We start from the raw sequence: 25,872 nt of genomic DNA, 5'->3' as shown, positions 1-25,872 counted from the left end.
TGCAGAGGCAGCGCCCCGCGCGGTGGTGTCGTGCTGCGGGGTTGATCAGCCGGTGAAGGTGCCGGACTCGACCGGCTCCCAGCCCTTGGTCGGGTCCTCGGTGGACTTCACCTGGTACACGGTGAGCTGCTTGTTCGTGGCGTCGCCGTATTCGTCGAAGGAGACCTTGCCGGTGACGCCGTCGAAGGAGACGTCCTGCATGGCGTCGACGATCTTGGCGCGGGCGTCGTCGGGCAGCTTGCCGTCGTTGTCCTCGACGACCTTCTTGACTGCTTCGATGATCGCCCAGGCGGAGTCGTAGGAGTAGCCGCCGTAGGCCTCGTACGCCTCCTTGAAGCCGGCCTTCTTGTAGTTCGCGATGAACTCCTTGGCGGAGGGCAGTTCTTCGACGGGCTGGCCGACGGAGGTGGCGTAGTCGCCCTTGCCTTCCTTGCCGGCGAGCTTGACGAAGTCGGCGCTGTAGATGCCGTCGCCGCCGACGAGCGGGATCTTGGCGCCGGCCTTCTTCATCTGCTTGCTGAGCGGGCCGGCGGCGGGGTACTCGCCGCCGTAGTAGACGACGTCGGCGTCCGAGTTCTTGATCTTGGTGGCGACGGCGCCGAAGTCCTTGGTGTCCGGGTTCACGTGCTCGGTGCCTGCGACCTTGCCGCCGAGCTTGGTGAACTCGTCCTTGAAGGTGGCGGCCAGGCCGGCGCCGTAGGTCTTCTTGTCGTCGACGACGAAGACCTTCTTCTTCTTGGCCTTGTTGAACAGGTACTGCGCGGCGAACGGGCCCTGGATGGCGTCCGTGGTGGCCGTGCGGAAGTAGGCCTTGTACGGGCGGACCTTCTTGCCGCCGTTCCAGTCCTGGCCCTGGGTCATGGCCGGGTTGGTGTTGGCGGGGGAGACCTGGACGAGCTTCGCGTCGTCGAAGACCTTCTGCATCGACTCGCCGACCGAGGAGTTCAGGGGGCCGACGGCGCCGAGGATTTCCTTGTTGGCGACGAACTTGGTCGCGTTGGTCTGGCCCGACGCGGGCTGGCCCTGGTCGTCGGCGGCTTCGATCTTGAAGGTGATGCCGTCGACGTACTTCTTCTCGTTGGCCTGCTGGGCGGCGAGGTCCACGGAGTTGCGGATGCCGAGGCCCAGCGCGGACAGGTCACCGGTCAGCGGCGCGTCGACGCCGATGACGACGGTGGTGCCACCGGCCTCGGAGTCTCCCTTGTCCTTGTCGTCGCGTGAGCCACAGGCGGTGAGGGTGAGTGCCCCCGCGGTGAATGCAGCGGTGATGGCTATGAGCGAACGTTGACGCACGATCAGTCCTTTCCCCTGGCACGGCCGTCCCCTGTTGGGTGGCCGAGTCGAGCGCGGAACCGAACTGACAGGAATCCGGTGGGCGCGGTGACTGGCCGTGACTCTAAGGGCCGCTTTGTTCCTGGTGGAGTGGTCAGGCCAAAGGTGTGACGCTCTTGTTATGCCACGGAGTATTCCGGGCTGGAACTCAGGGGGTGGTTGGGGCGGAATACGCCACCTTCGGTGCATCCCGCATGCTGAGAACTTGCAGGACTGTCAGGGTGTTTTACTCATGACATCAGTGTTCGGGGGGCATGCGGCTGTCAGGGCCGCGGAAAGATCTTTTGCGTACCTCGAGCCGAGGATGAAGGTCTGTATCTGCATTGCGCGCGCATTACGCAGTGTTACGACCAGGAAAGGGAGTCCGGCATTCCGCTGCACATTCCCGCATTCGCGAATGTGCATCGTGATGCGTGCCGTACGAGGGGTTCCCGTTTTCACGGTGAATGGGGTATGGGGGGCGACGGTCACCGACAGCGCCGTGGTCGCCTGGGCGATCCGTCTGATGGACACCGGCGGCCCCGAGTCCTGGGCGAGGCTGACGGTGAAGCTGAACGCCCGGTCTCCGGCCCGGGGTTGCGTCATCCTCCCCTCGTACGTCACGGACACGGTCTGCGACGGATAGAGGGGCGGCGGGGGCGCCGGGGGCCGGGGGCGGGTCAGATAGAGGCTGAGTCCGGCGGCCCCGACGACCGTGGCCGTGGCGAGGGCCAGGGCCGTGCGGCGGTGACGGGTGAGCAGCGGGGTGAGCAGCGGGCGGGGCCGGACGGGGTGCACGGCGACCTCGTCCACCGGGGTGGCGCGGGTCTCGTAGGTGTCGTCCCCGGGCTCGATGGGGCCGATGGCGTTCACACCCACGGCCCGCCGCTCGGCTCACCGTGGCGGTAGCGCTCCACGCACCGTTCGCGTGCCTCCCGGGAGATCAACTTCCGTCCGGCGTCGGCTCCGTGGCGCGCACGCTCGGCGCGGGCCAGGTCGAGGGTGTCCCGCAGGATCATGTACTGCCCGTTGGACAGGCCCATCGACTGGTAGTCGCCGTAGGTCTCCTTGCCCGAGTCGTAGATCTGCCGGCCCCACGTGACGATCAGGGCCGTGCACAGGTCCTCGGGGGGCGTGGTGGAGAGGGAGGGGGTCTCGCCACGGGGGGCGTCGGCGGAAGGGGGGTCCGCGCATCCGGCAGTGCCGAGGAGGGCGGTGAGGGCGAGCGCACAGAGCGGATTCCGGTGCCTCATGGACAGACGCTAGACCGGGGCCACACGCTCCGACAATGCACGCGCCGCACCTGGACCTGCGCGGGCGCGCCCGCCCTCAACCGCCTTATCCGGCGGAGCCGTTGGGCTCCACGTCGCGCAGCAGGCAGGTCAGCCGCGCGGTGCACACCCGCTTGTCCTGCTCGTCGGTGATGACGATCTCGTACGTCGCCGTGGAGCGGCCCCGGTGCACGGGCGTCGCCACGCCGGTGACCAGGCCCGAACGCGCCCCGCGGTGGTGCGTGCAGTTCAGGTCGACGCCTACGGCGAGCTTCTTGCTCCCGCCGTGCAGCATCGAGCCGACCGAACCGAGGGTCTCGGCGAGGACGGCGGACGCGCCGCCGTGCAGCAGGCCGTACGGCTGCGTGTTGCCCTCGACCGGCATGGTGCCGACGACACGGTCGGCGGAGGCCTCGACGATCTCGACGCCCATCCGGGTGCCCAGGTCGCCGGCCGAGAAGAGGGCGGGCAGGTCAACGCCGAGCGCCGCGTACTCGTCGATGACCTCTTGCGGGAACTTCACGCTGTGCTGCTCGCCCATGGGCCCGGCTCCGTTCGTCGTCCTCACCTGTCGCTGAGCGAACGCTCAGTCGGTCCCTGATTGTTCCAGGCGTACGACGACGGACTTGCTGGCGGGGGTGTTGCTGGTGTCGGCGGTCGCGTCCAGCGGGACCAGGACGTTCGTCTCCGGGTAGTACGCCGCGGCGCAGCCCCGGGCCGTCGGATAGTGCACGATCCGGAAGCCGGGCGCGCGCCGCTCGACGCCGTCCTTCCACTCGCTGACGAGGTCGGCGTACGACCCGTCGGCGAGGTTCAGCTCGCGGGCGTCCTCGGGGTTGACCAGGACGACCCGGCGGCCGTTCTTGATGCCCCTGTAGCGGTCGTCCAGGCCGTAGATCGTGGTGTTGTACTGGTCGTGCGAGCGCAGGGTCTGCAGCAGCAGCCGTCCCTTCGGGAGGGCGGGGAACTCGACCGGCGCCGCGGTGAAGTTGGCCTTGCCGGTGGCCGTGGGGAAGCGGCGCTCGTCGCGCGGCGCGTGCGGGAGGGCGAAGCCCGCGGGGTCGGCGACCTTGGCGTTGAAGTCCTCGAAGCCGGGGATCACGCGCGCGATGCGGTCGCGCACCGTGGCGTAGTCCTTCTCGAACTCCTCCCAGGGCGTGGCCGATTCGGGGCCAAGGACGCGGCGGGCGAGGCGGCACACGATGGCGGGCTCGGAGAGCAGGTGCGGGCTCGCGGGCTCCAGCCGGCCGCGCGATGCGTGCACCATGCCCATGGAGTCCTCGACGGTCACGAACTGCTCGCCGCTGCCCTGGAGGTCCCGCTCGGTACGGCCGAGGGTGGGCAGGATCAGCGCACGGGCTCCCGTGACGGCGTGCGAGCGGTTCAGCTTCGTCGACACGTGGACGGTCAGGCGGGCCCTGCGCATCGCCGCTTCCGTCACCTCCGTGTCGGGCGACGCCGCAACGAAGTTGCCGCCCATCGCGAAGAACACCTTCGCGTCGCCGTCCCGCAGTGCCCTGATCGCGCGGACGACGTCCAGGCCGTGCTCGCGCGGCGGCGCGAAGCCGAACTCCTTCTCCAGGGCGTCGAGGAAGGCGGGCGCGGGCCGCTCGAAGATCCCCATCGTGCGGTCGCCCTGCACGTTCGAGTGCCCGCGCACCGGGCACACGCCCGCGCCGGGGCGGCCGATGTTGCCGCGCAGCAGAAGGAAGTTGACGACCTCGCGGATGGTCGGCACGGCGTGCTTGTGCTGGGTCAGGCCCATCGCCCAGCACACGACGGTGCGCTTCGAGGCGAGCACCATGGCGAGGGCTTCCTCGATGCGCTCGCGCGTGAGGCCCGTGGCTTCGAGGGTCTCGTCCCAGTCGGCGTCCCGCGCGGCCTCGGTGAACTCCTCGTACCCATGGGTGTGTTCGCGGACGAACTCCTCGTCGACCGCCCCGTCCGTGTCGAGGATGAGCTTGTTCAGGAGCCGGAACAGGGCCTGGTCACCGCCGAGGCGGATCTGCAGGAAGAGGTCGGTGAGGGCGGTGCCCTTGAGCATGCCCTGCGGGGTCTGCGGGTTCTTGAAGCGCTCCAGGCCCGCCTCGGGCAGCGGATTGACCGTGATGATCTTCGCGCCGTTGTTCTTCGCCTTCTCCAGGGCGGAGAGCATGCGCGGGTGGTTCGTGCCCGGGTTCTGCCCGGCGACGATGATCAGGTCCGACTTGTAGAGGTCCTCCAGGAGGACGCTTCCCTTGCCGATCCCGATCGTCTCCGTGAGGGCGGAGCCGGACGACTCATGGCACATGTTCGAGCAGTCGGGCAGGTTGTTCGTGCCCAGCTCACGGGCGAACAGCTGGTACAGGAACGCCGCTTCGTTGCTGGTGCGGCCCGACGTGTAGTAGACGGACTCGTCCGGGCTGTCCAGCGCGGCCAGTTCCTCGGCGATGATGTCGAAGGCCCGCTCCCAGGGGACGGGTTCATAGCGTTCGGCGCCCTGAGCCAGATACATCGGCTGGGTGAGGCGGCCCTGCTGGCCCAGCCAGTACCCACTGCGGGTGGCGAGGTCGGCCACGGAGTGCGCGGCGAAGAAATCGGGGGTGACGCGACGCAGCGTGGCCTCTTCGGCGACCGCCTTCGCGCCGTTCTCGCAGAACTCCGCCGCGTGCCGGTGCTCGGGCTCGGGCCACGCGCAGCCGGGGCAGTCGAAGCCGTCCTTCTGATTGACCCGCAGCAGCGTCAGCGCCGTGCGGCGCACACCCATCTGCTGCTGGGCCATGCGCAGCGTGTGCCCGATGGCGGGGAGCCCCGCCGCGGCGTGCTGGACCTCGGCGACCTGCGGCGCGTCCTGGACCGGATCAGCCTTGGGCGACTTCCTTGCCATGATCGGCTCCCCTTCGAGCACGTGCGTGAGCTACGTCTCCGATCCTCCCACGCGGCGGTGACGGCACGGTGGCGGGTGAGGGTTGGGCCTGAGTGTCAGTGGGGCGTGGCAGGATCGGGGACGTGGCAGAAAAAGCAGCGAAGAAGAAGTCCGAGACCGCGACGAAGCCCAGTGGCGAGCAGCGTCCGCGCCTGCTCCTCATGGACGGGCACTCCCTGGCGTACCGGGCGTTCTTCGCGCTGCCCGCGGAGAACTTCACGACAGCGACGGGCCAGCCGACGAACGCGATCTACGGCTTCGCGTCGATGCTGGCGAACACACTGCGCGACGAGGCGCCCACGCACTTCGCGGTGGCCTTCGACGTCTCGCGCAAGACGTGGCGCTCCTCGGAGTTCCCGGAGTACAAGGCGAACCGCTCCAAGACCCCGGACGAGTTCAAGGGCCAGGTCGAGCTGATCGGCGAGATGCTCGACGCGATGCACGCGGTGCGCTTCGCGGTGGACGGCTTCGAGGCGGACGACGTCATCGCCACGCTCGCCACCCAGGCCGAGGAAGCCGGCTTCGAGGTCCTGATCGTCACCGGCGACCGCGACTCCTTCCAGCTGATCTCCGACCACGTGACCGTCCTGTACCCGACCAAGGGCGTATCGGAGCTGACGCGCTTCACCCCGGAGAAGGTCGAGGAGAAGTACGGCCTCACGCCCAGCCAGTATCCGGACTTCGCGGCCCTGCGCGGCGACCCCTCGGACAACCTCCCCGGCATCCCCGGTGTCGGCGAGAAGACCGCCGCGAAGTGGATCAACCAGTTCGGTTCCTTCGCGGACCTCGTCGAGCGCGCCGAAGAGGTCAAGGGCAAGGCCGGACAGAACTTCCGCGATCACCTGGACGCGGTGAAGCTGAACCGCCGTCTCACGGAGATGGTGCGCGACGTAGAGCTCCCCAAGCAGGTCACGGACCTGGAGCGCTTGCCGTACGACCGCACGGCCCTCGCCCTGGTCCTGGACACCCTGGAGATCCGCAACCCCTCCCTGCGCGAGCGCCTTCTCGCCGTCGACCCCGGCGCGGAGGAGGCCGACCAGACGCCGGCCGAGCCGGGCGTGGAGCTGGACGGCTCGGTGCTCGGCGCGGGCGAGGTCGCGCCGTGGCTCGCCGAGCACGGCAAGGCGGTCCTCGGCGCCGCCACGGTCGACACCTGGCAGCTCGGCACGGGCTCGGTGACCGAGGTGGCCCTCGCGGCGGCCGGGGGGGCGGCGGCCTGGTTCGACCCGGCCGGCCTGGACGAGGCCGACGAGAACGCGTTCGCGGCCTGGATCGCCGACCCGGACAAGCCCAAGGTCCTGCACAACGCCAAGGCCGCGATGCGGGTCTTCCCCGAGCACGGCTGGACGGTGGACGGCGTCACCATGGACACGGCGCTCGCCGCGTACCTGGTCAAGCCGGGCCGCCGCTCCTTCGCCCTGGACGCCCTGTCCCTGGAGTACCTGGGCCGGGAGCTCGCCCCCGCCGGGGCGGCCGACGGACAGCTCGCCTTCGGTACAGAAGAGGACGACCAGGCCGAGGCCGACGCACTGATGTCGCAGGCCCGCACGATCCTCGACCTGGGCACGGCCTTCGGCGAGAAGCTGCGGGAGGTCGGCGCCGGCGATCTCCTGACGGACATCGAACTGCCGACGTCCATCCTCCTTGCCCGCCTGGAGCGGCACGGCATCGCGGCGGACCGCGCCCATCTGGAGGCGATGGAGCAGCAGTTCGCGGGCGCGGTACAGCAGGCGGTGAAGGAGGCGCACGAGGCCGCGGGCCACGAGTTCAACCTCGGCTCGCCCAAGCAGCTCCAGGAAGTCCTCTTCGGCGAGCTGAACCTCCCCAAGACGAAGAAGACCAAGACCGGGTACACCACGGACGCGGACGCGCTGGCCTGGCTCGCGGCCCAGACCGAGAACGAACTGCCGGTCATCATGCTGCGCCACCGCGAGCAGGCGAAGCTCCGCGTCACGGTCGAGGGCCTGATCAAGTCGATCGCCGCGGACAACCGCATCCACACGACCTTCAACCAGACGGTCGCGGCGACGGGCCGCCTGTCCTCCACCGACCCGAACCTCCAGAACATCCCGGTCCGCACGGACGAGGGCCGGGCGATTCGCCGCGGCTTCGTGGTCGGCGAGGGCTTCGAGTCCCTGATGACCGCGGACTACAGCCAGATCGAACTGCGCGTGATGGCTCACCTCTCCGAGGACGAGGGCCTCCTGGAGGCGTTCAGCTCGGGCGAGGACCTGCACACGACGGTCGCCTCCCAGGTCTTCTCCGTCGAGGGCTCCGCCGTCGACGCCGAGATGCGCCGCAAGATCAAGGCCATGTCGTACGGCTTGGCGTACGGCCTCTCCGCGTTCGGCCTCTCCCAGCAGCTGAACATCGAGGCGGGCGAGGCCCGTGCGCTGATGGACACGTACTTCGAGCGGTTCGGCGGCGTACGCGACTATCTGCGCCGAGCCGTGGACGAGGCCCGCGCGACGGGGTACACGGAGACGATGCTGGGCCGCCGCCGGTATCTCCCCGACCTCAACAGCGACAACCGCCAGCGCCGCGAGATGGCCGAGCGGATGGCCCTGAACGCGCCCATCCAGGGCACGGCGGCGGACATCGTCAAGATCGCCATGCTGAACGTGCACCGCGCGCTGACGGACGCGAAGCTCGACTCGCGCATGCTGCTCCAGGTCCACGACGAAATCGTCCTGGAGATCGCTCCGGGCGAGCGTGCCAAGGTCGAGGAGCTCGTCCGGCGCGAGATGGCGGGCGCGGTGTCGCTGCGGGCGCCGCTGGACGTGTCGGTGGGCGTGGGCGCGGACTGGGAGTCCGCCGCGCACTAGTCCCTGCTGCGCAGCCCCGGGCTGAGATCTCGTGGCCCGGGGCTGCACGATTTCAGCCCGCCCGGCGTTTGAGTACCGGGGTCCGGGGCGGAGCCCCAGGGGCGGTGCGCGCCCTGCGGGTGCACCAGGTCCCGGCCCGCATCCCGCAGGGCCCCTCACCCTTGTGGCCCTCGCCCCCGAGCCTGGCGAGGACGCCCCCGCCACGATGACCGCATGGCCCTTCACCTGCGCAAGCGCCGAATAGCGATCGCCACGGCACTGGTCACGACCCTCCTCACCCCGCTTCCCGCGACCGCCGCCCGAGCCAGCGCGCCGCAACGCGCGACCGCCTGCACGGCCCGCAGCGACCCCGCCCTAGCCGCCCAGCTCTCCCGCGACATCCGCGCCGTCCTGGTCGCCCGGCGTGGCACCGTCTCCGTCGCCGTCCACGACCCCGCCACGGGCCTGAGCTGCGCCCTCGGCAGCAGCTACCGCTACGACACCGCGAGCGTCGCCAAGGTCCTGATCATGGAGGCCGCGCTGCGCCGCGCACAGGACTGGGGCCGCGGACTCACCGGCTGGGAGCGCCGCAAGATCCGCCCCATGATCATCCGCTCGGACAACACCGCGGCCGGGCGCCTCTGGGACGACCTGGGCCAGTCCTACATCGCCCGCTTCCTGCGCCGCGCGGGCACCACCGCCACCACCCTCAACCCCTACGGACTCTGGGGCCTGACCCGCACTTCCGCGGCCGACCAACTCCGCCTCCTGGGCGTCCTCACCGGAGCCCGGGCCCGCGCCCTGCTGAGCCCGGCCTCACGCGCATACGGCCTGAAGCAGCTGAACGAGGTGCGGCGCGACCAGCGTTGGGGCGTGCCCGCCGGAATGCCGCGCGGCACCAGGGCGTACCTCAAGAACGGCTGGCTGCCCCGGTCCACGCACGGCTGGCGAGTGCACAGCATCGGCGCGTTCACCGGAGCCAGGGCCAAGAAGGACGACGGCGACCGCATGTACCGGATCGTCGTCCTTTCCCACGACAACCCCACGATGAAGTACGGAGTCCGTACCATCGAACGCGTTGCCCAGGCCGTGCACCGCGCGCTCAACAAGGGCCGCGTCGCAGGGCAGGGGCTCACCCCGGAGAACGAGATCAGCGAAGTGCCCGACGGCTCGGTCCCGGCCGATGCCCCGGCCGAGGACGCGAGCGACGGCCCGCCGGAGGCGCCGCCCGAACAGGACACGGCCAACCGGTGAAAATCGGGCACGAACGGGTGCCTGGGCGCCGGAAGTTGTCGTAGTGTCGCCTGAGCCGGACCGCTGGGGAGCACGACGGGGAGCACGACAGGGCGGGCGGCGCAAGGCACAGTCGTCAAGGGGAGGGGTTCACGGTCATGGCGGCGGTATTCGGCAGGCGGTTGCGCAGGGGAGCGGTGACCACCGCGGTGGCCGCGGCGGCGGTGGCGGCGCTCGCGGCGTCCCAGGCCCCGGGCGTGACGGACGTCCCTCGCGACGAGCGGGCGGGCGCGTCCGGCGCCACACCGCCGCCTGAGGACTCCGCGACCGGCAACTCCCCGTACTACACGGACCTGCCGCCCCTGAACACCCCGGTCCCGCCGACCGGCGCGCCCAACGGCGGCGACAAGGAGACCGAGGCGGGCCTCCCGGCCACCGTCCTGGACGCGTACAAGAAGGCGGAGGCGTCCCTGGGCACCTCCAAGCCGGGCTGCAACCTCCCCTGGGAACTGCTCGCCGCGATAGGCAAGGTCGAGTCGGGCCAGGCCCGCGGCGGTCGCGTGGACGCGAACGGCACGACGCTCACACCGATCCTCGGCCCGGTCCTGAACGGCAACGGCTTCGCGAAGATCACCGACACCGACAACGGCGCGTACGACGACGACACCACGCACGACCGCGCCGTCGGCCCCATGCAGTTCATCCCCTCGACATGGGCGACCTGGGCACAGGACGGCAACGCGGACGGCGAGAAGGACCCGAACAACATCTACGACGCCGCGCTCGCCGCGGGCAGCTATCTCTGCGCGAACGACCGCGACCTGTCCGTCGACGCCGATCTGCGCCAGGCGATCCTCAGCTACAACCGCTCGACGGACTACCTGAACACGGTCCTGTCGTGGCTGGAGTACTACCGCAAGGGCACCCACGAGGTCCCCGACGGCACGGGAGTCCTGCCGGACGACCGGAGCGACAGCAACGGTCCGGGCGCGAGCCCGAGTCCGACGACCCCGGGGTCCGGTTCGCCGTCGCCCTCGCCGAAGCCGTCCGACCCGTCCAAGCCGTCCGACCCGTCCAAGCCGTCCGACCCGTCCAAGCCGTCCGACCCGGGCAACGGCAACGGCGGCGGCTCGACCACACCGCCGCCGAGCAGCGGCGGCCCCTCCGAGCCCTCCAAGCCCGACCCCTCGCCCACCGACCGGGTAGCGCGCCTGGAGAACGCCGGCACCGGCAAGCTCTCCGCGACGGCGGGCGACGCCTTCGCCGAGCGCGTCGAGGTGCGCGCGCAGTCCACCTCGGGTTCGGGCGTGGCCAAGGCCAAGGTGAAGTTCGCGATCGTCGGTGGCACCGACGCCCGCTTCCCGGGCGGCGCGACCAGCGCGACCGTCACCACGAGCGCCTCGGGCAAGGCCACCGCCCCGGTGCTCGAGGCGGGCGAGGAGTCGGGTGAGTTCACGGTCCGCGCCACGGTCGTCGGCCGCTCGCTGCCCGGCCTCGACTTCACGGCGACGGTCACCGCGCGCAAGGCGGATGCCCTGGCCAGGACCAGCGACAAGGCGCTGACCTGCGCGCCGGGCGGGGAGTTCGCCGATCAGGTCGAGGTCAAGGCCACGTACAAGGGGGAGGCCGCCGACCGCGTCGCGGCCACCGCCACGATGGTCAAGTCGGCGACCGACGCCACGGCCAACGACAAGGGCCCGTACTTCAAGGGCGCGGACGGCAAGCCGGTCCGCACCCTCAAGGCCCTGAAGACGGACGCGAACGGCCTGCTCAAGCTCCCCAAGATGTACGCCGACGACGCTGCGGGCACGTACCTGCTGCGGATCACCACCGCGGGCGGCGCGACGCTCACGGTCGAACTGAAGGTGGCGGCGCCCGCGGCCTAGCCGCACGCACGTACCTCCTGAACGCAACGCCCCTGCGCCCTCCCGGTGCAGGGGCGTTCGTGTGTGTGCAACGTGTTCTCATCTGGCCGCCGCGTTGCTACGGTGCCCCAGCCTCAAACCCTGACGCTCTGTCAGTTCAGGGCCCGTGTCACCCGTGTCACCCGCATCATCAGCTTTCCCGTCTCGGGAGGATCCGCATGCGTGCTCTCGTCGCCGCCGCGACCGGTCTTGCCGTCGCCCTCGCCCTGGTCCTCACGATCACGGCGATCGGGGCCCCGCCCGGCGAGACATCGCCCGAGCCGCTGCTCACCACCGTCCCCAAGCACCCGTGACCGTGCACCCGTGACCGTGCACTCATGACCGTGCACCCGTGATCGTGCACCCATGACCGCCAACCGCCCGTCTCCGTAGGGAGGGCCGCCGCGATGCGCCGCAAGGCCAGCCTGATCCTGCTCGCCTTCGCCGTGTTTTTCACGGCGATGTCCCCGCTCATGCGCTGGTACGCCTTCCCGCGCCTCGCCAAGATCCCGCCGAGCCAGTACCAGGAGGCGGTCCTCGAGGCGAAGAACCCGACCCTCATCGACTACGGCTCCATGAAGGCCAAGAAGGTCGACAAGGTCACCATCGTGCAGACACTCAAAGGCAACGTGGAGGCCTCTGAGAAGATCGAGAAGTCGGCGGACCGCGACGTCGTCGTCTGGGACGCCCTGTCGTACGTCCAGGACGCCGACGGCAAGATGGTCTCCAAGGTCCCCGAGCGCTACATCTTCGACGCACACAGCCAGGAACCGGTGCACGCCAAGGGCGAGATGGTCGACGGCGACGCGGTCAAGCGCGAGGGCATCGAGTTCAAGTGGCCCTTCCTGACCGAGAAGCGGGACTACGAGTACTTCGATGCCCAGGCCCGCGTCACCAAGCCCATCCACTACAAGGGCACGCAGACGTTCCGCGGCGTGGAGGTCTACTACTTCGAGCAGACCATCCCCTGGACCAAGGTGCCCTTCCCCAAGACCATGCCGGTCAAGGGCATCACTCCGGAGTCCCTCGCCAAGACGGGCACCACCCGCTGGTACACCACGGTCCGCAAGTTCTGGGTCGACCCGACCACCGGGGCACCGGTCTACGGCGAGGAGATCCAGAAGAACGAGCTGCGCGGCGGCACGCTGCTGGGCGGACGCGACAAGGTCACCGTGTTCGCCGGACACGTGAAGATGCGCGAGGACTACATCGAGAGCACGGTCGACCTGGTCAAGTCCCAGCGCGTCCTGGTGCTCCTCCTGACGTCCTATCTGCCCTGGGGCTTCCTGGGCCTCGGCCTGCTCCTGCTCGCGCTCTCCCTCTGGCTGGAGGCCCGCAGCCGCAGGCCGGGAGATCCGGAGGCCACGGCGGCGCCCGAACCGGAGCCGGTCAACGCCTGAGGCGCGCGTTCGTGTACCGCGTGGCCTTGGCGGCGGCGGGATCCTCCGGCCACGGATGCTTGGGATAGCGCCCGCGCAGCTCCGCCCGCACGGCCCGGTAGCCGTCCCGCCAGAAGGACGCGAGATCGGCGGTGACGGCGGCGGGGCGTCCGGCGGGGGACAGCAGATGGACGAGGACGGGCACACTGCCGTCCGCGATGCGCGGGGTCTCGGCGAGCCCGAACATCTCCTGCAACTTCACGGCGAGCACGGGCTGTTCGGGGTCGGAGTAGTCGATCCGGATCCTGGACCCACTGGGCACGGCCACCCGCTCCGGAGCGAGCGCGTCGAGGCGGGTGGCCTCACCGGTCGCCCACGGCAGAAGCCTGTTCAGCGCCTGCCCCGCGTCGATGCGCCGCAGGTCGGCCCGCCGCCGCGCCTTCGACAACTCGGGCTCCAACCACTCGTCCACGCGCGCGTGCAGGGCGCTTTCGGACACGTCGGGCCAGGGCGACCCAAGATGCCGGTGCAGAAAGGCGAGCCGCTCCCGCAGCTCCCGCGCGCCCTGGGACCAGTGCAGAAGCGCGGTCCCTTCCGCCTTGAGTCCCGCGAGCAGCCCTTCTCGTACGAGTCCGGGGGCGGGCTTCTTGAGGGGCCGAACCGTCAACTCCACGGCGCCGAGCCGCTCGACGTGCCGCGCCACGAGATCCCCGTCGGCCCAGGCGACCTCGTCCCCCTCGCTGTGCAGAGGGGAGGCCGCGCTGCGGGCGACGTCCTCGTCGATGTGCCCGCCGAGCAGCACGCGCGCGTGCCCGGCGCCCACGGGCCGGTCGGCCACCGCCACGGTGATCCACTCCGCGCCGGTGAGTCCGGACCCCGGCCGCACTTCGGCGCGGGTCCCGTTCACCATCAGATACGTGCCGTCCCCTCGCCCCCGGGCAACGCGCTCGGGGAAGGCCAGCGCGGCGACGAGACCGGCGACGTGCTCGTCGCCCTTGCTGTTCGCAGAAGCCGCCGGAGGCTGCGCACCGGCATCCGGCGGCGATGCCCCTGCGGCAGCGGCAAGCCGCCGCACCTCCGTGCGCCACCGCGCCGCGTACCCGTCCCCGCCACGCCGCGCGGAGCGCCACGCCGCCGCGATGTCGTCCCCGTACTCACGCGGCGGCTCTTCGCTCAGGAGGGCCACCACCTCGGCCGCAGGGCGCGAGCCCACGAGGGGGACCGCGTCAAGCAGGGCCCGCGCCAAGCGGGGGTGCAGCCCGACCCGCGCCATCCGCGTGCCCCGCTCCGTGACCCGCCCCGACTCCGGCGACACCGCCCCGACCGCCGTCAGGACGGCACGCGCCGCCGCCATCGCGCCGGCCGGCGGCGGATCGAGCAGGGCGAGCCCAGAGGCGTCAGGATCCCCCCAGCAGGCCGTCTGCAAGGCGAACGCCGCGAGGTCCGCCAGCTTGATCTCCGGCGCCGGAAAGCGCGGCAGGCGGGCGTCCTCCGCCTCCGCCCAGCACCGGTACACGGCCCCCGGCGCCTCACGCCCCGCACGCCCGGCCCGCTGCCGGCCCGCCGCCTGCGAAGCCCGTACCGTCGTCAGCGCGCTCAGCCCGCGCGCGTGGTCGACGCGTGGCTCACGAGCGAGCCCCGAGTCGACGACGACGCGCACCCCGGGCACCGTCAGGGACGACTCCGCCACTGACGTCGCGAGGACCACGCGCCGGGTGCCTCCCGCCGAGCCCGCGAGTACCGCGTCCTGCACCGCCGCCGGTGCCCGCCCGTGCACCTGAAGGACCTCCGCGGGCGCGTCCCCCAGCTGCCCCGCCACCCGCGCGATCTCACCGACCCCGGGCAGGAAGCACAGCACGTCCCCGTCCCGCTCGGCGAGCGCCCGCCGCACCACCGATGCCACGTGCGTGAGCAGCGCGGGGTCCACCCGCATCCCGTGCGGCGGCCGCACCGGACGCACGGGCGGCGCCCAGACGACCTCGACCGGATGCGAGGTGCCCCGCGCCTCCACCACCGGAGCGTCCCCGAGGATCCGCGACCAGCCCTCCGCGTCCGTCGTCGCGGACGCGGCCACAAGACGCAGCTCGGGCCGGAGCGCGGCCCGCACGTCGACCAGGAACGCCGCCACGGTGTCGGCGTCGAGATGCCGCTCGTGACACTCGTCGATGATCACTACGTCGACTGGGCCGCCTGGGCCGCCTGGGCCGCCACCCGACAGCTCCTGGTCCCGCTGCAACCTCTGCAACAGGACACCCGTGGTGACGACCTCCACGCGCGCGTGGCGGCCCACCACCCGCTCACCGCGCACCGTGTACCCGACGCTCTCCCCGACCTTCTCGCCGAGCAGCCACGCCATCCGCCGCGCGGCGGCCCGAGCGGCGATGCGCCGCGGCTCGGCGACCACCACACGCCGTACGGGCCCGTCCCCGAGCAGCCCCGCAAGGGCGAGGGGCACCAGCGTCGTCTTGCCCGTACCGGGAGGCGCGCACAGCACGGCGCTGCCCGGCCCCTCCAGAGCGGAGCGCAGCGCGGGCAGCGCGCTGCGTACGGGCAGGTCCAGGGCGTCGTTACGGAGACGGATCACGCCCTCAGTCTCGTACGCAGACGTAGATCGCCGTCCCCGGGATCAGATTCCCGCGCAACGGGGACCAGCCGCCCCACTCCTGGGTGTTCCACGCGGGCCACTGCGGCTCGACCAGGTCGACCAGGCGGAAACCGCCGGCCACCACGTCCCGCACCCGGTCGCCGATCGTGCGGTGGTGCTCCACGTAGACGGCGTTCCCGTTCTCGTCCTGCTCCACATAAGGAGTGCGGTCGAAGTAGGAGGCCGACACCGAGAGACCCTCGGGGCCCGGCTCGTCGGGGAAGGCCCAGCGCATGGGGTGGGTCGCGGAGAACACGAACCGGCCGCCGGGCCGCAGCACACGGTGCACGTCCTTGAGGACCCGCACCGGGTCCGCCACGAACGGCATCGCTCCGTAGGCCGAGCACACCAGGTCGAAGCTGCCGTCGGCGAAGGGCAGTGCCCCCGCGTCCGCCTCCACCAGCGGCACCCCGCCGCCGATCCGCAGCGCGTGCTGCAACTGCCGGTGGGAGAGGTCGAGCGCGACCGGACGCGCGCCCTGCGCGGCGAGCCATCGCGAACACTGCGCCGCACCCGCGCCGATCTCCAGGACGTCCTTGCCCTTCAGTTCCTCGGGCGGACCGAGGAGTTCGGCCTCCACCTCGTCGAGTCCTTCGGGACCCCACACGAACCGGTCGTCACCCAGGAAGGTGCCGTGCTCGATCTGGTAGTCGTCCGCGTTCCTGTCCCACCAGCCGCGGTTCGCGCGACTGCTCTCCGTGACGTCGGCATCACGGCGGGTGGCTTCCGGTTCGGGCGTCTCGGGCAGCTCGGACTCTTGGATGATCGGCTCCATCGTCGTACTCTTCCGTCTGGCTTGTCGCGGCTCGTCGCAGCGTGACAGGGGCGAGGGTGGGCCGAAAGCGGCCGCGACAGGGCGCTGTGCGGCCCGTGTGGCCTCATGCGACAGCATTTGTGCCGGGTATGCGGCGTTCCGCCCCGGGTGTGCGCCTTCGCGCATTGACCGTGTCCGGCTGCCCCCGTATGCTACAAGTTGCGCTGCGAGCCTGCCCTCCTCAGACCTAGCAGGATGCGCTCGCGTCTGTTGTATGTCCCCTCGGTTGTCGAGGCGCCTTCCGTTTCTTCGGAAACTCAGGAATCGGCGCTTCCCAGGCTGTCCGGCTTCTTCAGAGCGAAATCGGCTCCGGCGCTAGCAGTACCTACGACTCACCGTCCGTACCGGAGCCCTTTCCCACATGACGAGCAGCACCGAGACCACCGCCACCACGCCGCAGGTAGCGGTCAACGACATCGGTAACGAGGAAGCTTTCCTCGCCGCGATCGACGAGACGATCAAGTACTTCAACGACGGCGACATCGTCGACGGCGTCATCGTGAAGGTCGACCGGGACGAGGTCCTGCTCGACATCGGTTACAAGACCGAAGGCGTCATCCCGAGCCGCGAGCTCTCCATCAAGCACGACGTCGACCCGAACGAGGTCGTCGCTGTTGGTGACGAGATCGAGGCCCTGGTTCTCCAGAAGGAGGACAAGGAAGGCCGTCTGATCCTGTCCAAGAAGCGCGCTCAGTACGAGCGTGCCTGGGGCACGATCGAGAAGATCAAGGAAGAAGACGGCATCGTCACCGGTACCGTCATCGAGGTCGTCAAGGGTGGTCTCATCCTCGACATCGGCCTCCGTGGCTTCCTGCCGGCTTCCCTCGTCGAGATGCGCCGCGTCCGCGACCTCCAGCCCTACGTGGGCAAGGAGCTCGAGGCCAAGATCATCGAGCTGGACAAGAACCGCAACAACGTGGTCCTTTCCCGCCGTGCCTGGCTCGAGCAGACCCAGAGCGAGGTCCGCCAGACCTTCCTCACGACCCTGCAGAAGGGCCAGGTCCGCTCCGGCGTCGTTTCCTCGATCGTCAACTTCGGTGCGTTCGTGGACCTCGGCGGCGTCGACGGTCTCGTGCACGTCTCCGAGCTTTCCTGGAAGCACATCGACCACCCCTCCGAGGTTGTCGAGGTCGGCCAGGAAGTCACCGTCGAGGTTCTCGACGTGGACATGGACCGCGAGCGCGTGTCCCTGTCGCTCAAGGCGACGCAGGAAGACCCGTGGCAGCAGTTCGCCCGCACGCACCAGATCGGGCAGGTTGTTCCCGGTAAGGTCACCAAGCTCGTTCCGTTCGGTGCGTTCGTGCGCGTCGACGAGGGCATCGAGGGCCTGGTCCACATCTCCGAGCTGGCCGAGCGCCACGTGGAGATCCCGGAGCAGGTCGTCCAGGTCAACGACGAGATCTTCGTCAAGGTCATCGACATCGACCTTGAGCGTCGCCGGATCTCGCTGTCGCTGAAGCAGGCCAACGAGTCCTTCGGCGCCGACCCGTCGGCCGTCGAGTTCGACCCGACCCTGTACGGCATGGCCGCGTCCTACGACGACCAGGGCAACTACATCTACCCCGAGGGCTTCGACCCCGAGACGAACGACTGGCTCGAGGGCTTCGAGACCCAGCGTGAGGCTTGGGAGGGTCAGTACGCCGAGGCGCAGACGCGCTTCGAGCAGCACCAGGCCCAGGTCATCAAGTCCCGCGAGGCGGACGCCCAGGCCGAGGCCGAGGGCGCTGCGGCTCCCGCTTCCTCGACCGGCGCCCCGGCTGCCGGTGGCACCGGTGGCGGTGGCGGCGGCGGTTCGTACTCCTCGGAGTCGGACGACAACTCCGGCGCCCTGGCGTCGGACGAGGCGCTTGCCGCTCTTCGCGAGAAGCTCGCGGGTGGCCAGAGCTGAGGCTCGCCCCTAGGCGGTAGCTGAACGCTGCGGGCCCGCATCCCTTCGGGGGTGCGGGCCCGTTGTTCTGTTTCGGGTGCGGGGCCGGTGGGGGCTGGTCGCGCAGTTCCCCGCGCGCCCCTGACGGGGCGCCCTGGCCGGAGTTAGGGCGTCACCGGGATGTTTGTCAGGCCCTTGCCACCCGTCACCGTGTTGCTCGCGTACACCGTGGTCCTGCAGCTGCCGCTGTTGTTGGTCACGTTGATGGCCAGTTGCTTGGAGCCCGTCGCGCCGGTCAGGTTCGACCTGTTGCCGCGGAACACCGTGCCGCAGCCCCAGCCGGACTGCTGGCTGTGGGTCTCGTAGCCATTGTTCGTGGTGTTCTTGCCGGTGTTGTTCTCGACGACGTAGTTGTTGCCCTTCACGTCGATCCACGAGTCGTCGTAGTTGTTGCCGGTCAGGCCCTTGCCGTCGAAGGTGTTGCCGGTGACCTTGCCGCCGGTGGTGCCTTCCTTGAGGTCGATGGCCTCGCCGCCCACGTCGGGGCCGATCGTGTTGCCGAGGATCTGTACGTTGTCGCTCTTGTCGGAGAGCGTGTTGGCGCTGCCCACGTAGACGCCCTCTCCCATGCCGCGGCCGTCGTTCCCCGTGTCGTAGATCTTCGAGCCCTTGATGACGCCGTCGGTGCTCGACTTCCGGAAGTGGACGCCCTCCATGTCGAGGCCGTGGACCGTGACCGTGTCCACGACGACGCCCTTCGCGGAGTCGATCATGATGCCCTTCTGGCCGCCTGTGACGGTGATGCCCTTCACCGTCCAGTAGGAGGCGCCGTTCAGGTGCAGGCCGTATCCGCCGCCCGCCGTGAGTACCGCCTTCGACGAGCCGGTCAGGGTGATGCGGGAGCCTGGACCCGCGGCCGTGCTCGTCTTGAAGTTCCCGGTGTACGTGCCGTCGGCGAGGTGGATCGTGTCGCCCGGGGATGCGCCGGTGAGCGCCGACTTGAGCTCGGCGGCCGTGGAGACCTCGATGGTCTCGGCCGCCGTCGACACGGGAGAGGCGGTGGCCGAGACGGCCAGGCTTCCGGTGACGGCCGTCGTGACGAGCGCGGAGATGGAGATGAGCAGGGTGCGTCGGGTACGCATGTGGGGTGACCCTCCGGTTCTTGTACGTGAACACTGGGTGTGCATCTGAACGTAGAGGTGGGGCATGTCCGCGTCAAGGTCTGGACCAGGTCCGGTACGGGCTCGCCTGTTGCCGGTGAACTCGGCGTCCCCTTAAGGGCGTTCATGCATACGAACCCCAGGGTCTAGGTGACGTAAGAAGCCGTCGCGAAGACAGACCGGAGGGAATGCCCGCGCCCGTGCGGGCGTTCTGCTGTACGAGTCACGACGAAGAGGGCGAGGAGCGGTCACAGTGCTTGATCCGCAGGGTTTGTACGCATGGGAGCCGAAGGGCCTCGGCGTCGTCGACATGGCGCTCGCCCAGGAGTCGGCCGGACTGGTCATGCTCTACCACTTCGACGGATACATCGACGCGGGCGAGACCGGCGACCAGATCGTCGAGAGCCTCACGGAGAGTCTGCCCGGCCAGGTGGTGGCGCGCTTCGACCACGACCGGCTGGTCGACTACCGCGCCCGCCGCCCGCTGCTCACGTTCCGGCGCGACCGCTGGGCTGACTACGAAGTGCCCACGCTCGAGGTGCGGCTGCTCCAGGACGCCACGGGCGCCCCCTTCCTGCTGCTCTCCGGCCCCGAGCCGGACGTCGAGTGGGAGCGCTTCGCGGCCGCGATCCAGCAGATCGTGGAGCGGCTCGGCGTACGCCTCTCGGTGAACTTCCACGGCATCCCCATGGGCGTGCCGCACACCCGCCCGGTGGGCCTCACGCCGCACGGCAACCGCACCGACCTGGTGCCGGGGCACCGCAGCCCCTTCGACGAGGCGCAGGTGCCCGGCAGTGCGGCGTCGCTCGTCGAGTACCGCCTCCTGGAGGCGGGCCACGACGTACTCGGTGTGGCCGCGCACGTCCCGCACTACATCGCGCGCTCGGCCTACCCGGACGCGGCCCTCACGGTCCTCGAGGCGATCACCGCCGCGACGGGCCTCGTGCTGCCGAGCGTCGCGCACGGCCTGCGCACCGAGGCGCACCGCACCCAGACCGAGATCGACCGGCAGATCCAGGAGGGCGACGAGGAACTGGTCGCCCTCGTCCAGGGACTTGAGCACCAGTACGACGCCGCGGCAGGCGCCGACGCGCGCGGCAACATGCTCGCGGAGCCCGTGGACATCCCGTCGGCCGACGAGATCGGCAAGGAATTCGAACGCTTCCTCGCCGAGCGTGAGGGTGACGCGTGACGCGTGACGCGTGACGCGTGACGCGTGACGCGTCAGGCGTGAGGCGTGAGGCGTCACGGGTGAGGCGTGAGGCGTCACGGGTGACCTCAGCTGGCCATGAGTGGCCGCGTAGGGAACCCGTAGCCGAGAGGGCGGAGCGTGACGCCACCCCCTAAGCTGCCGGTCATGCTGAAGGTGGGCCTGACCGGCGGTATCGGCGCCGGCAAGAGTGAAGTATCGCGGCTGCTCGTCGCGTCCGGAGCCGTGCTGATCGACTCCGACAAGATCGCGCGGGAAGTCGTGGAGCCGGGAACTCCGGGTCTTGCGAAGGTCGTTGAGGCTTTCGGACGGGAGATCCTCGCTCCGGACGGCACCCTGGACCGGCCGAAGCTGGGCTCGATCGTCTTCGCCGACCCCCAGAAGCTGGCCGTGCTGAACGCGATCGTGCACCCCCTGGTCGGCGCCCGCTCCGCCGAGCTGGAGGGAGCGGCCTCCGAGGACGCGGTGGTCATCCATGATGTGCCGCTCCTCGCCGAGAACGGCCTGGCGCCGCTGTACGACCTCGTGGTCGTCGTCGACGCGAGCCCCGAGACCCAGCTGGACCGTCTCGTGCGGCTGCGCGGCATGAGCGAGGAGGACGCCCGCGCGCGGATGGCCGCCCAGGCGACCCGCGAGAAGCGTCTGGAGATCGCCGACGTCGTGATCGACAACGACGGCCCGCTGGAAGGCCTGGAGCAGCGGGTCGGCGCCGTATGGGCGGACCTCGCGCGTCGGGCGCGGGCGGCTTGAAGGTCTGAGGGGGTCTGAGGGGAGGCGGGGGAGTGGTCGTACTGGCGGTGTTCACCGCTCTGGGCGGCCTGGTCGCGCTGCTCGCCGGTGCGTACGGCCTGCGGCAGACCCGGCGCATCACAGCCGCGGGCGAGGTAGCTCAGGCCCTGGTCAAGGCGGTGCAGCCGGGCGCCGAGCGGCCGATGCTGCAGTTCGAGACGGGGGACGGGCGGGTCGTCGAGGTGGTGTCGCCTGTGCCACCGAACAGGAAGCGCCCGCTCGCGGCGGGCGACCGGGTGCCCATCGCGTACGACACCGGAGATCCCCGGGAGACCGTGGTCCTCGGGCGCGAGCGCAGGGGCGTCGACCGGGGGTTCGTGGTGGCGGGTGCGGCGGTCCTGGTGCTGGGGCTGGTGCTGACGGTCCTTGCGCTGTGAGGGACGGGCGGTGCGGCCGTGCGGAGACCGTGGGTGGTCGACGGTGCGTGGCGGGGCGGTGAGTGGCAGGACGGCGGTGCGTGGCGGGTGCCGGAGTGTGGGTGGCGCGTCACGGTGAGAATCGGCGGAATAGGCGTCGGCGTGACGGGCGTTGACACAGAGCAGCGAGGGAAGGAGTGACGCGTGCCCGAAATTACCCCGGAGACCCATGTCATCGACTTCCGTGCGGCGGAGCAGCTCCTTGCCGCGCGGGATCCCCGAGGCGCGGTGAAGCTGCTCGACACGGTCATCGCGGCCCACCCCGAGAACACGGCCGCGCGGCTGCTGAGGGCCCGTGCCTTCTTCGCCGCAGCTCAACTGCGCGCCGCGGAGCTGGAGTTCAGCATCGTCCTGGAGCGCGAGCCGGACAACGCGTTCGCCCATTTCGCGCTCGCCCGCACCTACGAACGCGCGGCGCGGCCCGACCAGGCCCGCCGCCACTTCCGCCTCGCCGCGGCGCTCGACCCGCAGCCGTCGTATCTGGCGGCGGCGCGCTTCGACGACGGCGAGACGGGCGGCGATGATGCGGCGGGCGGCGATGGTGCGGCAGGTGGCGACGGCGGGGGCTAGCTCGCCCTCGGCGGCTCGTACGGCGGGATGTCGCGGCCCGGCTGGTAGTGCGGACCCTGGTGGATGTGGCGCAGGATCATCGCCATGTCGGCGGTGACGATCAGCCAGAGCACCCCGCAGGCCACCGCCCATTCGGGGCGTCCCGCGAGGGCGAAGGCGATGGTGCCGAACGTGGCCCAGATCAGGCCCCACACGCTGAACCAGAAGCGCATGCGCAGCGGACTGCGCGCGGTCACCGGTTCACTGCCTGTGCGCAACATGAGAGGTCATCTCCTCCCTCTCCACCCTGTTGCCTCCAGATCTCCACCTTCCAGGATCCACCTGTGGGTGGTGGACCGGAAGGGCTGGAGGCTTCAAGATCGTAGATGTGTCGATCGGGGGTATGGCTGTGCTGGACGTACTGAGGAACAGGGCGAGGACGGACGAGCGGCTCGCCGCGTGGCTGAAGGATCTCGGGGGCGCGGAGGAGCCAGGGGACGAGACGCCCACCGGCGAGGCGATCCTGCCCTCGGCGGACGAGCTGCCGGACGTGCTGCTCGACCTGGCCGTTCCGCACGAGGACATCAACGACCTGGTGGCCTTGCGCCGGCGGTTCGCGGCGGATCCGGAGGCGCGGTGGCTGCTGGACCGCAGCGTCGCGGGGACGGTGCGGGACATGGGGAAGCCCGGCGCGGGCCCCAAGTTCGCTCCGCTGCCCGTGGAGTTGGGAGCGATCGGGGCCTGCTTCTATGTGTATGTCTTCGTGGCGGCGCTGCCGTACGTAAGGGCGTATCACCGCAGCCGCGGCATCCCGGACGACGTCTCGCGCCGTACGCTCGCCGACCTCGGGCGGCACATGGCCGTGCACCGCAGGGCGCGCGGCGGCCCCGGTCTGCTGCACCCGAGCTGGAACTCCCTGCATTTCCGGGGCGAGCTCTATCAACTGGGGCGGCTGCAGTTCCAGCGCTCCGTGCTGGGGGATCGGATGGGCGGGGCGGTGGCCGCGGCCGGGCATCCCGCGGGTCCAGACGACCCCTGCCTGGACCTCCACATAACCGACTTCCGGGGGCCGCTGTCCCCGGAAGCCTGCGATCGGTCGATGGCGCTCGCGCGGGAGTTCTTCGCGCGGCACTTCCCGGAGGAGCGGTATGAGACAGCCGTGTGCCACTCCTGGCTGCTCGATCCGCAGCTGAAGCGGTATCTCCCGGCGGACTCGAACATCGTCCGCTTCCAGGAGCGTTTCCGCCTGGCGGACGGCCATGAGCGGAAACAGGAGCAGGAGCAGGAGCCGGAGCCGGAGCAGGAACCCGAGGACGGCGTCCCCATCGCCTTCGTCTTCGGCGACCAGGACCTGCCCGTGGCCGAACTGCCGAGGCGGACAAAGGTGGAGAGGGCCGTGGGGGACCATCTGCGGGCGGGAGGCCATTGGTATGGCGGGCATGGCTGGTTCCCGCTGTAGAGCGAGCGGTCACCGGGCGGAGTGGGAACGAGCCCTCGGAGCGCTTCGTTGACGGGGCATGGCTACTGAGATGCGTGAGGGATACGAGGGGACAGGCCCTGGAGCGATCACGCCGGACGGCTGCGCGGTGGATCTGTACGCGCGCTTGTCCGCCGGGGACGAACCCGATGTCATCGCCGGTGCGGTGCCGGCCGAGGCGCACATTCTGGAGCTGGGCAGCGGTGCCGGGCGGGTGACGCGTCCTCTGCTGGAGCGGGGGTTCCGGATCACGGCGGTGGACGAGTCCGCCGAGATGCTGGAGAAGGTCTCCGCGATCGGCGGGCGGGTGCGCACGATCCAGAGCCCGATCGAGAAGCTCGACCTGGGAGAGCGTTTCGAGGTGGTGATGCTCGCGTCGTTCCTCGTGCACAACGGCGACGTGTCGGTGCGGCGCGGGATGCTGCGGGCCTGCCGGAGCCATGTGACGGACGACGGCTGTGTGCTGATCCAGCGGGAGGGCGCGGAATACCACACGAACCTGCCGAGGGAGCGGGTGGACCCCGGTGGGTACACGGTGCGGATCCTGTCGGCGGAGCCGGTCGGGGACGGGGTGAACGAGGTGCGCGCGGAGTATGTCTTCCCGGACGCCGTCTGGACCCAGACGTTCCGCGCCCGGCCGCTCACGAAGGAGCAGTTCGAGCAGGCGCTGGAGGAGGCGGGGCTGAGGGTCGACAAGTACCTGACGGAGGACGGTATTTGGGTGCGGGCGGTGCCGGTGCCGGGTCGCTGACGCGGGCGTCGGAGGGGGAGGTGGTAGGCCGTCAGGTGATGAGTCTCGATGGGCGATGAGTTGCGTGGGGTGATCAGTCTCGTCGGGCGATGCGTTCCGCCGGGCGATGAGTCTCGTCGGGCGATGAGTTCCGCGGGGCGGTCCGGTCTATCTCGGTGACAGTGCAACGGCCCAACGGCCCAACGCCCCCTGCTCACCGAGGAGATCACCATGACCACGGCCGCCGCAGCCCCCACAGACCCCACAGCTCCGACAGCCCCCACCGATTCCGCCGGCACCGCCGGTCGCCGTTCTTCCGTCCGTATCGGGCTGCGCGCTCTCCAGGTGCTGCTCGCCTTGTTCTTCGGAGTCGCCAGCGGAGGGCCGAAGCTGTTCGCGCACCCGACGGCTGTCGAGATCTTCGAGAGACTCGGGTGGGGCGATCCGGGGATGTACGTGATCGGTGTGCTGGAAGTGCTCGGTGGGGTGGCGCTGTTGGTGCCGGTGCTCAGTTCCGTCGGCGCGACCGCGCTGATCGGGCTGATGATCGGCGCGTTCGTGGCGAGCGTCGCCGCGCTCGGCGGGGAGAACGCCGCGACTCCGCTCGTCCTGATCCTGCCGTTGGCGTGGATCGCCTGGGCGCGGCGCGGACAGACGGCGGAACTCGGCCGTTTCCTCGCGCGACGCGGGGAATGAAGGCCGGCCTACCGGGGCGGGGCAGCGGAGCCAGGAGCTAGCCCTCGAGGCCGCGCAGACGTTCCATGTCGCGGCGGTCGCGTTTGGTGGGGCGGCCCGTTCCCCGGTCGCGTACGCCTGCGGGGGCCACGGCCTCGCGGGGCGGCGGAGGAGGGCTGTTGTCGATGTAGCACTCGACGGCCACCGGAGGGCCTACGCGCTTGCGGATGAGGCGCTTGACCACGACGACGTGTTCGCGTCCGCCCGCGTGGCGCAGGCGTACCTCGTCGCCGACGCGCACGCCGTAAGCGGGCTTCACGCGCACGCCGTTGACCCGCACATGGCCGCCCTTGCAGGCCGCGGCGCCCATGGAGCGGGTCTTGACGAGGCGTACGGACCAGATCCAGGCGTCGACCCGCACGGATCCCCCGCCCGCACTCGCACTCGCACCCGCACCCGCGCCCGCGCCCGCACCCGCACTCGCACCCGCACCCGCACCGGGACCACTGTGCGCGCCCCCGGCCGCGTTTGAACCCCCGGCCGCGCTCGCACCCGTACCCGCATCTGCCGGAGCACCGCCGGCCCCGTTGTCGCTGCCGCGACCGCCTGAAGTCTCCGAAGCCATGGCCCGACTTTAGTGCCTGCCCGGCGGTTCAGGGCCGGGCAGGCACCGCGCGACAGCCGGGCGGGCACTGCGCGACAGCAGCGGGTCAGCGCTGGGGCAGCAGTGCTAT

At 70.4% G+C, this 25,872-nt stretch carries 23 protein-coding genes; 13 read left to right on the top strand and 10 right to left on the bottom strand.

Annotated features, from left to right (window positions below; all coding sequences use genetic code 11):
• Window positions 1–45: 45 nt before the first annotated feature.
• From AC5P1C_RS13175 to AC5P1C_RS13155, 5 genes are all read right to left on the bottom strand, one after another.
• Window positions 46–1,293, bottom strand: coding sequence for a branched-chain amino acid ABC transporter substrate-binding protein (locus AC5P1C_RS13175; protein ID WP_493865946.1), 1,248 nt, complete (start codon window positions 1,291–1,293; stop codon window positions 46–48).
• A 255-nt stretch (window positions 1,294–1,548) separates the two neighbouring features.
• The gene (locus AC5P1C_RS13170; protein WP_493865945.1) at window positions 1,549–2,190 is read right to left on the bottom strand and encodes a Tat pathway signal sequence domain protein; all 642 of its coding nucleotides are present in this window, start codon (window positions 2,188–2,190) and stop codon (window positions 1,549–1,551) included.
• Window positions 2,181–2,564, bottom strand: a complete 384-nt coding sequence (locus tag AC5P1C_RS13165) for a hypothetical protein (protein ID WP_493865944.1) — start codon at window positions 2,562–2,564, stop codon at window positions 2,181–2,183. Before AC5P1C_RS13165 ends, AC5P1C_RS13170 begins: the two co-directional genes overlap by 10 nt.
• 85 nt (window positions 2,565–2,649) lie before the next feature.
• Window positions 2,650–3,123 (bottom strand): PaaI family thioesterase, encoded by a 474-nt coding sequence (locus AC5P1C_RS13160; RefSeq protein WP_493865943.1) that lies wholly within the window; start codon window positions 3,121–3,123, stop codon window positions 2,650–2,652.
• A gap of 45 nt (window positions 3,124–3,168) precedes the next feature.
• Entirely contained in the window at window positions 3,169–5,448 is a 2,280-nt protein-coding gene (locus AC5P1C_RS13155; RefSeq protein WP_493865942.1) for an FdhF/YdeP family oxidoreductase, read from the bottom strand.
• Window positions 5,449–5,570: 122 nt separating this feature from the next.
• On the opposite strand from AC5P1C_RS13155, the gene polA reads away from it, so the two are divergent.
• The 5 genes from polA to pgfA all read left to right on the top strand — a co-directional run bounded on the left by polA (window position 5,571) and on the right by pgfA (window position 12,828).
• Complete coding sequence (gene polA / locus AC5P1C_RS13150; protein ID WP_493865941.1) at window positions 5,571–8,312, top strand: DNA polymerase I; 2,742 nt, start codon at window positions 5,571–5,573, stop codon at window positions 8,310–8,312.
• A gap of 213 nt (window positions 8,313–8,525) precedes the next feature.
• Window positions 8,526–9,545, top strand: a complete 1,020-nt coding sequence (locus tag AC5P1C_RS13145) for a serine hydrolase (protein ID WP_493865940.1) — start codon at window positions 8,526–8,528, stop codon at window positions 9,543–9,545.
• Between the two features lie 137 nt (window positions 9,546–9,682).
• Entirely contained in the window at window positions 9,683–11,410 is a 1,728-nt protein-coding gene (locus tag AC5P1C_RS13140) for a lytic transglycosylase domain-containing protein (RefSeq protein WP_493865939.1), read from the top strand.
• A gap of 197 nt (window positions 11,411–11,607) precedes the next feature.
• Window positions 11,608–11,742: an SPW_0924 family protein gene (locus AC5P1C_RS13135; RefSeq protein WP_493865938.1), complete on the top strand. Its 135-nt coding sequence runs from the start codon at window positions 11,608–11,610 to the stop codon at window positions 11,740–11,742.
• Window positions 11,743–11,835: 93 nt separating this feature from the next.
• On the top strand, window positions 11,836–12,828 hold the full coding sequence (gene pgfA, locus AC5P1C_RS13130) for a cell envelope lipid trafficking protein PgfA (RefSeq protein ID WP_493865937.1): 993 nt from the start codon (window positions 11,836–11,838) through the stop codon (window positions 12,826–12,828).
• Here pgfA and hrpB read toward each other — a convergent pair.
• Together hrpB and AC5P1C_RS13120 are read right to left on the bottom strand one after the other, a co-directional pair.
• Complete coding sequence (gene hrpB / locus AC5P1C_RS13125) at window positions 12,818–15,391, bottom strand: ATP-dependent helicase HrpB (protein WP_493865936.1); 2,574 nt, start codon at window positions 15,389–15,391, stop codon at window positions 12,818–12,820. The two genes, pgfA and hrpB, sit on opposite strands and share 11 nt — an antisense overlap.
• A 4-nt stretch (window positions 15,392–15,395) precedes the next feature.
• A complete protein-coding gene (locus AC5P1C_RS13120; protein ID WP_493865935.1) occupies window positions 15,396–16,226 on the bottom strand; it encodes a class I SAM-dependent methyltransferase in 831 nt (276 codons plus the stop codon).
• Between the two features lie 400 nt (window positions 16,227–16,626).
• On the opposite strand from AC5P1C_RS13120, the gene rpsA reads away from it, so the two are divergent.
• On the top strand, window positions 16,627–18,153 hold the full coding sequence (gene rpsA / locus AC5P1C_RS13115; protein WP_493865934.1) for a 30S ribosomal protein S1: 1,527 nt from the start codon (window positions 16,627–16,629) through the stop codon (window positions 18,151–18,153).
• Between the two features lie 143 nt (window positions 18,154–18,296).
• Here rpsA and AC5P1C_RS13110 read toward each other — a convergent pair whose 3' ends face one another.
• Window positions 18,297–19,274, bottom strand: a complete 978-nt coding sequence (locus AC5P1C_RS13110; RefSeq protein ID WP_493865933.1) for a right-handed parallel beta-helix repeat-containing protein — start codon at window positions 19,272–19,274, stop codon at window positions 18,297–18,299.
• Window positions 19,275–19,545: 271 nt separating this feature from the next.
• Here AC5P1C_RS13110 and AC5P1C_RS13105 point away from each other — a divergent pair, with 271 nt between their 5' ends.
• From AC5P1C_RS13105 to AC5P1C_RS13090, 4 genes are all read left to right on the top strand, one after another.
• Window positions 19,546–20,484, top strand: a complete 939-nt coding sequence (locus AC5P1C_RS13105) for a PAC2 family protein (RefSeq protein WP_493865932.1) — start codon at window positions 19,546–19,548, stop codon at window positions 20,482–20,484.
• 165 nt (window positions 20,485–20,649) lie between these two features.
• Entirely contained in the window at window positions 20,650–21,252 is a 603-nt protein-coding gene (coaE, locus tag AC5P1C_RS13100; protein ID WP_493865931.1) for a dephospho-CoA kinase, read from the top strand.
• 32 nt (window positions 21,253–21,284) lie between these two features.
• Window positions 21,285–21,668 carry a hypothetical protein gene (locus AC5P1C_RS13095; protein ID WP_493865930.1) on the top strand — a complete coding sequence of 128 codons (384 nt, stop codon included), beginning with the start codon at window positions 21,285–21,287 and terminating at the stop codon, window positions 21,666–21,668.
• 183 nt (window positions 21,669–21,851) lie between these two features.
• The gene (locus AC5P1C_RS13090; protein WP_493865929.1) at window positions 21,852–22,277 is read left to right on the top strand and encodes a tetratricopeptide repeat protein; all 426 of its coding nucleotides are present in this window, start codon (window positions 21,852–21,854) and stop codon (window positions 22,275–22,277) included.
• Here AC5P1C_RS13090 and AC5P1C_RS13085 read toward each other — a convergent pair.
• Entirely contained in the window at window positions 22,274–22,537 is a 264-nt protein-coding gene (locus tag AC5P1C_RS13085; RefSeq protein WP_493865928.1) for a DUF6343 family protein, read from the bottom strand. The genes AC5P1C_RS13090 and AC5P1C_RS13085 overlap by 4 nt on opposite strands.
• Before the next feature lie 239 nt (window positions 22,538–22,776).
• Between AC5P1C_RS13085 and AC5P1C_RS13080 the strand changes: the two genes are divergently transcribed.
• The 3 genes from AC5P1C_RS13080 to AC5P1C_RS13070 all read left to right on the top strand — a co-directional run bounded on the left by AC5P1C_RS13080 (window position 22,777) and on the right by AC5P1C_RS13070 (window position 25,159).
• A complete protein-coding gene (locus AC5P1C_RS13080; protein ID WP_493866064.1) occupies window positions 22,777–23,715 on the top strand; it encodes an acyltransferase domain-containing protein in 939 nt (312 codons plus the stop codon).
• 58 nt (window positions 23,716–23,773) lie between these two features.
• Complete coding sequence (locus AC5P1C_RS13075) at window positions 23,774–24,484, top strand: class I SAM-dependent methyltransferase (RefSeq protein ID WP_493865927.1); 711 nt, start codon at window positions 23,774–23,776, stop codon at window positions 24,482–24,484.
• Between the two features lie 210 nt (window positions 24,485–24,694).
• Window positions 24,695–25,159 carry a DoxX family protein gene (locus AC5P1C_RS13070; protein ID WP_493865926.1) on the top strand — a complete coding sequence of 155 codons (465 nt, stop codon included), beginning with the start codon at window positions 24,695–24,697 and terminating at the stop codon, window positions 25,157–25,159.
• Window positions 25,160–25,196: 37 nt separating this feature from the next.
• Here AC5P1C_RS13070 and AC5P1C_RS13065 read toward each other — a convergent pair whose 3' ends face one another.
• Window positions 25,197–25,763, bottom strand: a complete 567-nt coding sequence (locus AC5P1C_RS13065; protein WP_493865925.1) for an RNA-binding S4 domain-containing protein — start codon at window positions 25,761–25,763, stop codon at window positions 25,197–25,199.
• Window positions 25,764–25,872 lie beyond the last annotated feature (109 nt).

The organism is Streptomyces sp. A18 (assembly GCF_059026065.1).
The sequence above is the reverse complement of the archived record's forward strand: the minus strand, read 5'-3'. Positions and strand labels throughout refer to the sequence as shown.

Bases quoted from the DNA above. Each gene is read 5' to 3' on its own strand.
- AC5P1C_RS13145 (WP_493865940.1), top strand. From the start codon at position 8,526: ATGGCCCTTCACCTGCGCAAGCGCCGAATAGCGATCGCCACGGCACTG.
- AC5P1C_RS13160 (WP_493865943.1), bottom strand. From the start codon at position 3,123: ATGGGCGAGCAGCACAGCGTGAAGTTCCCGCAAGAGGTCATCGACGAG.
- AC5P1C_RS13135 (WP_493865938.1), top strand. From the start codon at position 11,608: ATGCGTGCTCTCGTCGCCGCCGCGACCGGTCTTGCCGTCGCCCTCGCC.
- AC5P1C_RS13110 (WP_493865933.1), bottom strand. From the start codon at position 19,274: ATGCGTACCCGACGCACCCTGCTCATCTCCATCTCCGCGCTCGTCACG.
- AC5P1C_RS13140 (WP_493865939.1), top strand. From the start codon at position 9,683: ATGGCGGCGGTATTCGGCAGGCGGTTGCGCAGGGGAGCGGTGACCACC.
- AC5P1C_RS13155 (WP_493865942.1), bottom strand. From the start codon at position 5,448: ATGGCAAGGAAGTCGCCCAAGGCTGATCCGGTCCAGGACGCGCCGCAG.
- AC5P1C_RS13085 (WP_493865928.1), bottom strand. From the start codon at position 22,537: ATGTTGCGCACAGGCAGTGAACCGGTGACCGCGCGCAGTCCGCTGCGC.
- AC5P1C_RS13120 (WP_493865935.1), bottom strand. From the start codon at position 16,226: ATGGAGCCGATCATCCAAGAGTCCGAGCTGCCCGAGACGCCCGAACCG.
- AC5P1C_RS13070 (WP_493865926.1), top strand. From the start codon at position 24,695: ATGACCACGGCCGCCGCAGCCCCCACAGACCCCACAGCTCCGACAGCC.
- pgfA (WP_493865937.1), top strand. From the start codon at position 11,836: ATGCGCCGCAAGGCCAGCCTGATCCTGCTCGCCTTCGCCGTGTTTTTC.
- AC5P1C_RS13165 (WP_493865944.1), bottom strand. From the start codon at position 2,564: ATGAGGCACCGGAATCCGCTCTGTGCGCTCGCCCTCACCGCCCTCCTC.
- AC5P1C_RS13065 (WP_493865925.1), bottom strand. From the start codon at position 25,763: ATGGCTTCGGAGACTTCAGGCGGTCGCGGCAGCGACAACGGGGCCGGC.
- coaE (WP_493865931.1), top strand. From the start codon at position 20,650: ATGCTGAAGGTGGGCCTGACCGGCGGTATCGGCGCCGGCAAGAGTGAA.
- rpsA (WP_493865934.1), top strand. From the start codon at position 16,627: ATGACGAGCAGCACCGAGACCACCGCCACCACGCCGCAGGTAGCGGTC.
- AC5P1C_RS13075 (WP_493865927.1), top strand. From the start codon at position 23,774: ATGGCTACTGAGATGCGTGAGGGATACGAGGGGACAGGCCCTGGAGCG.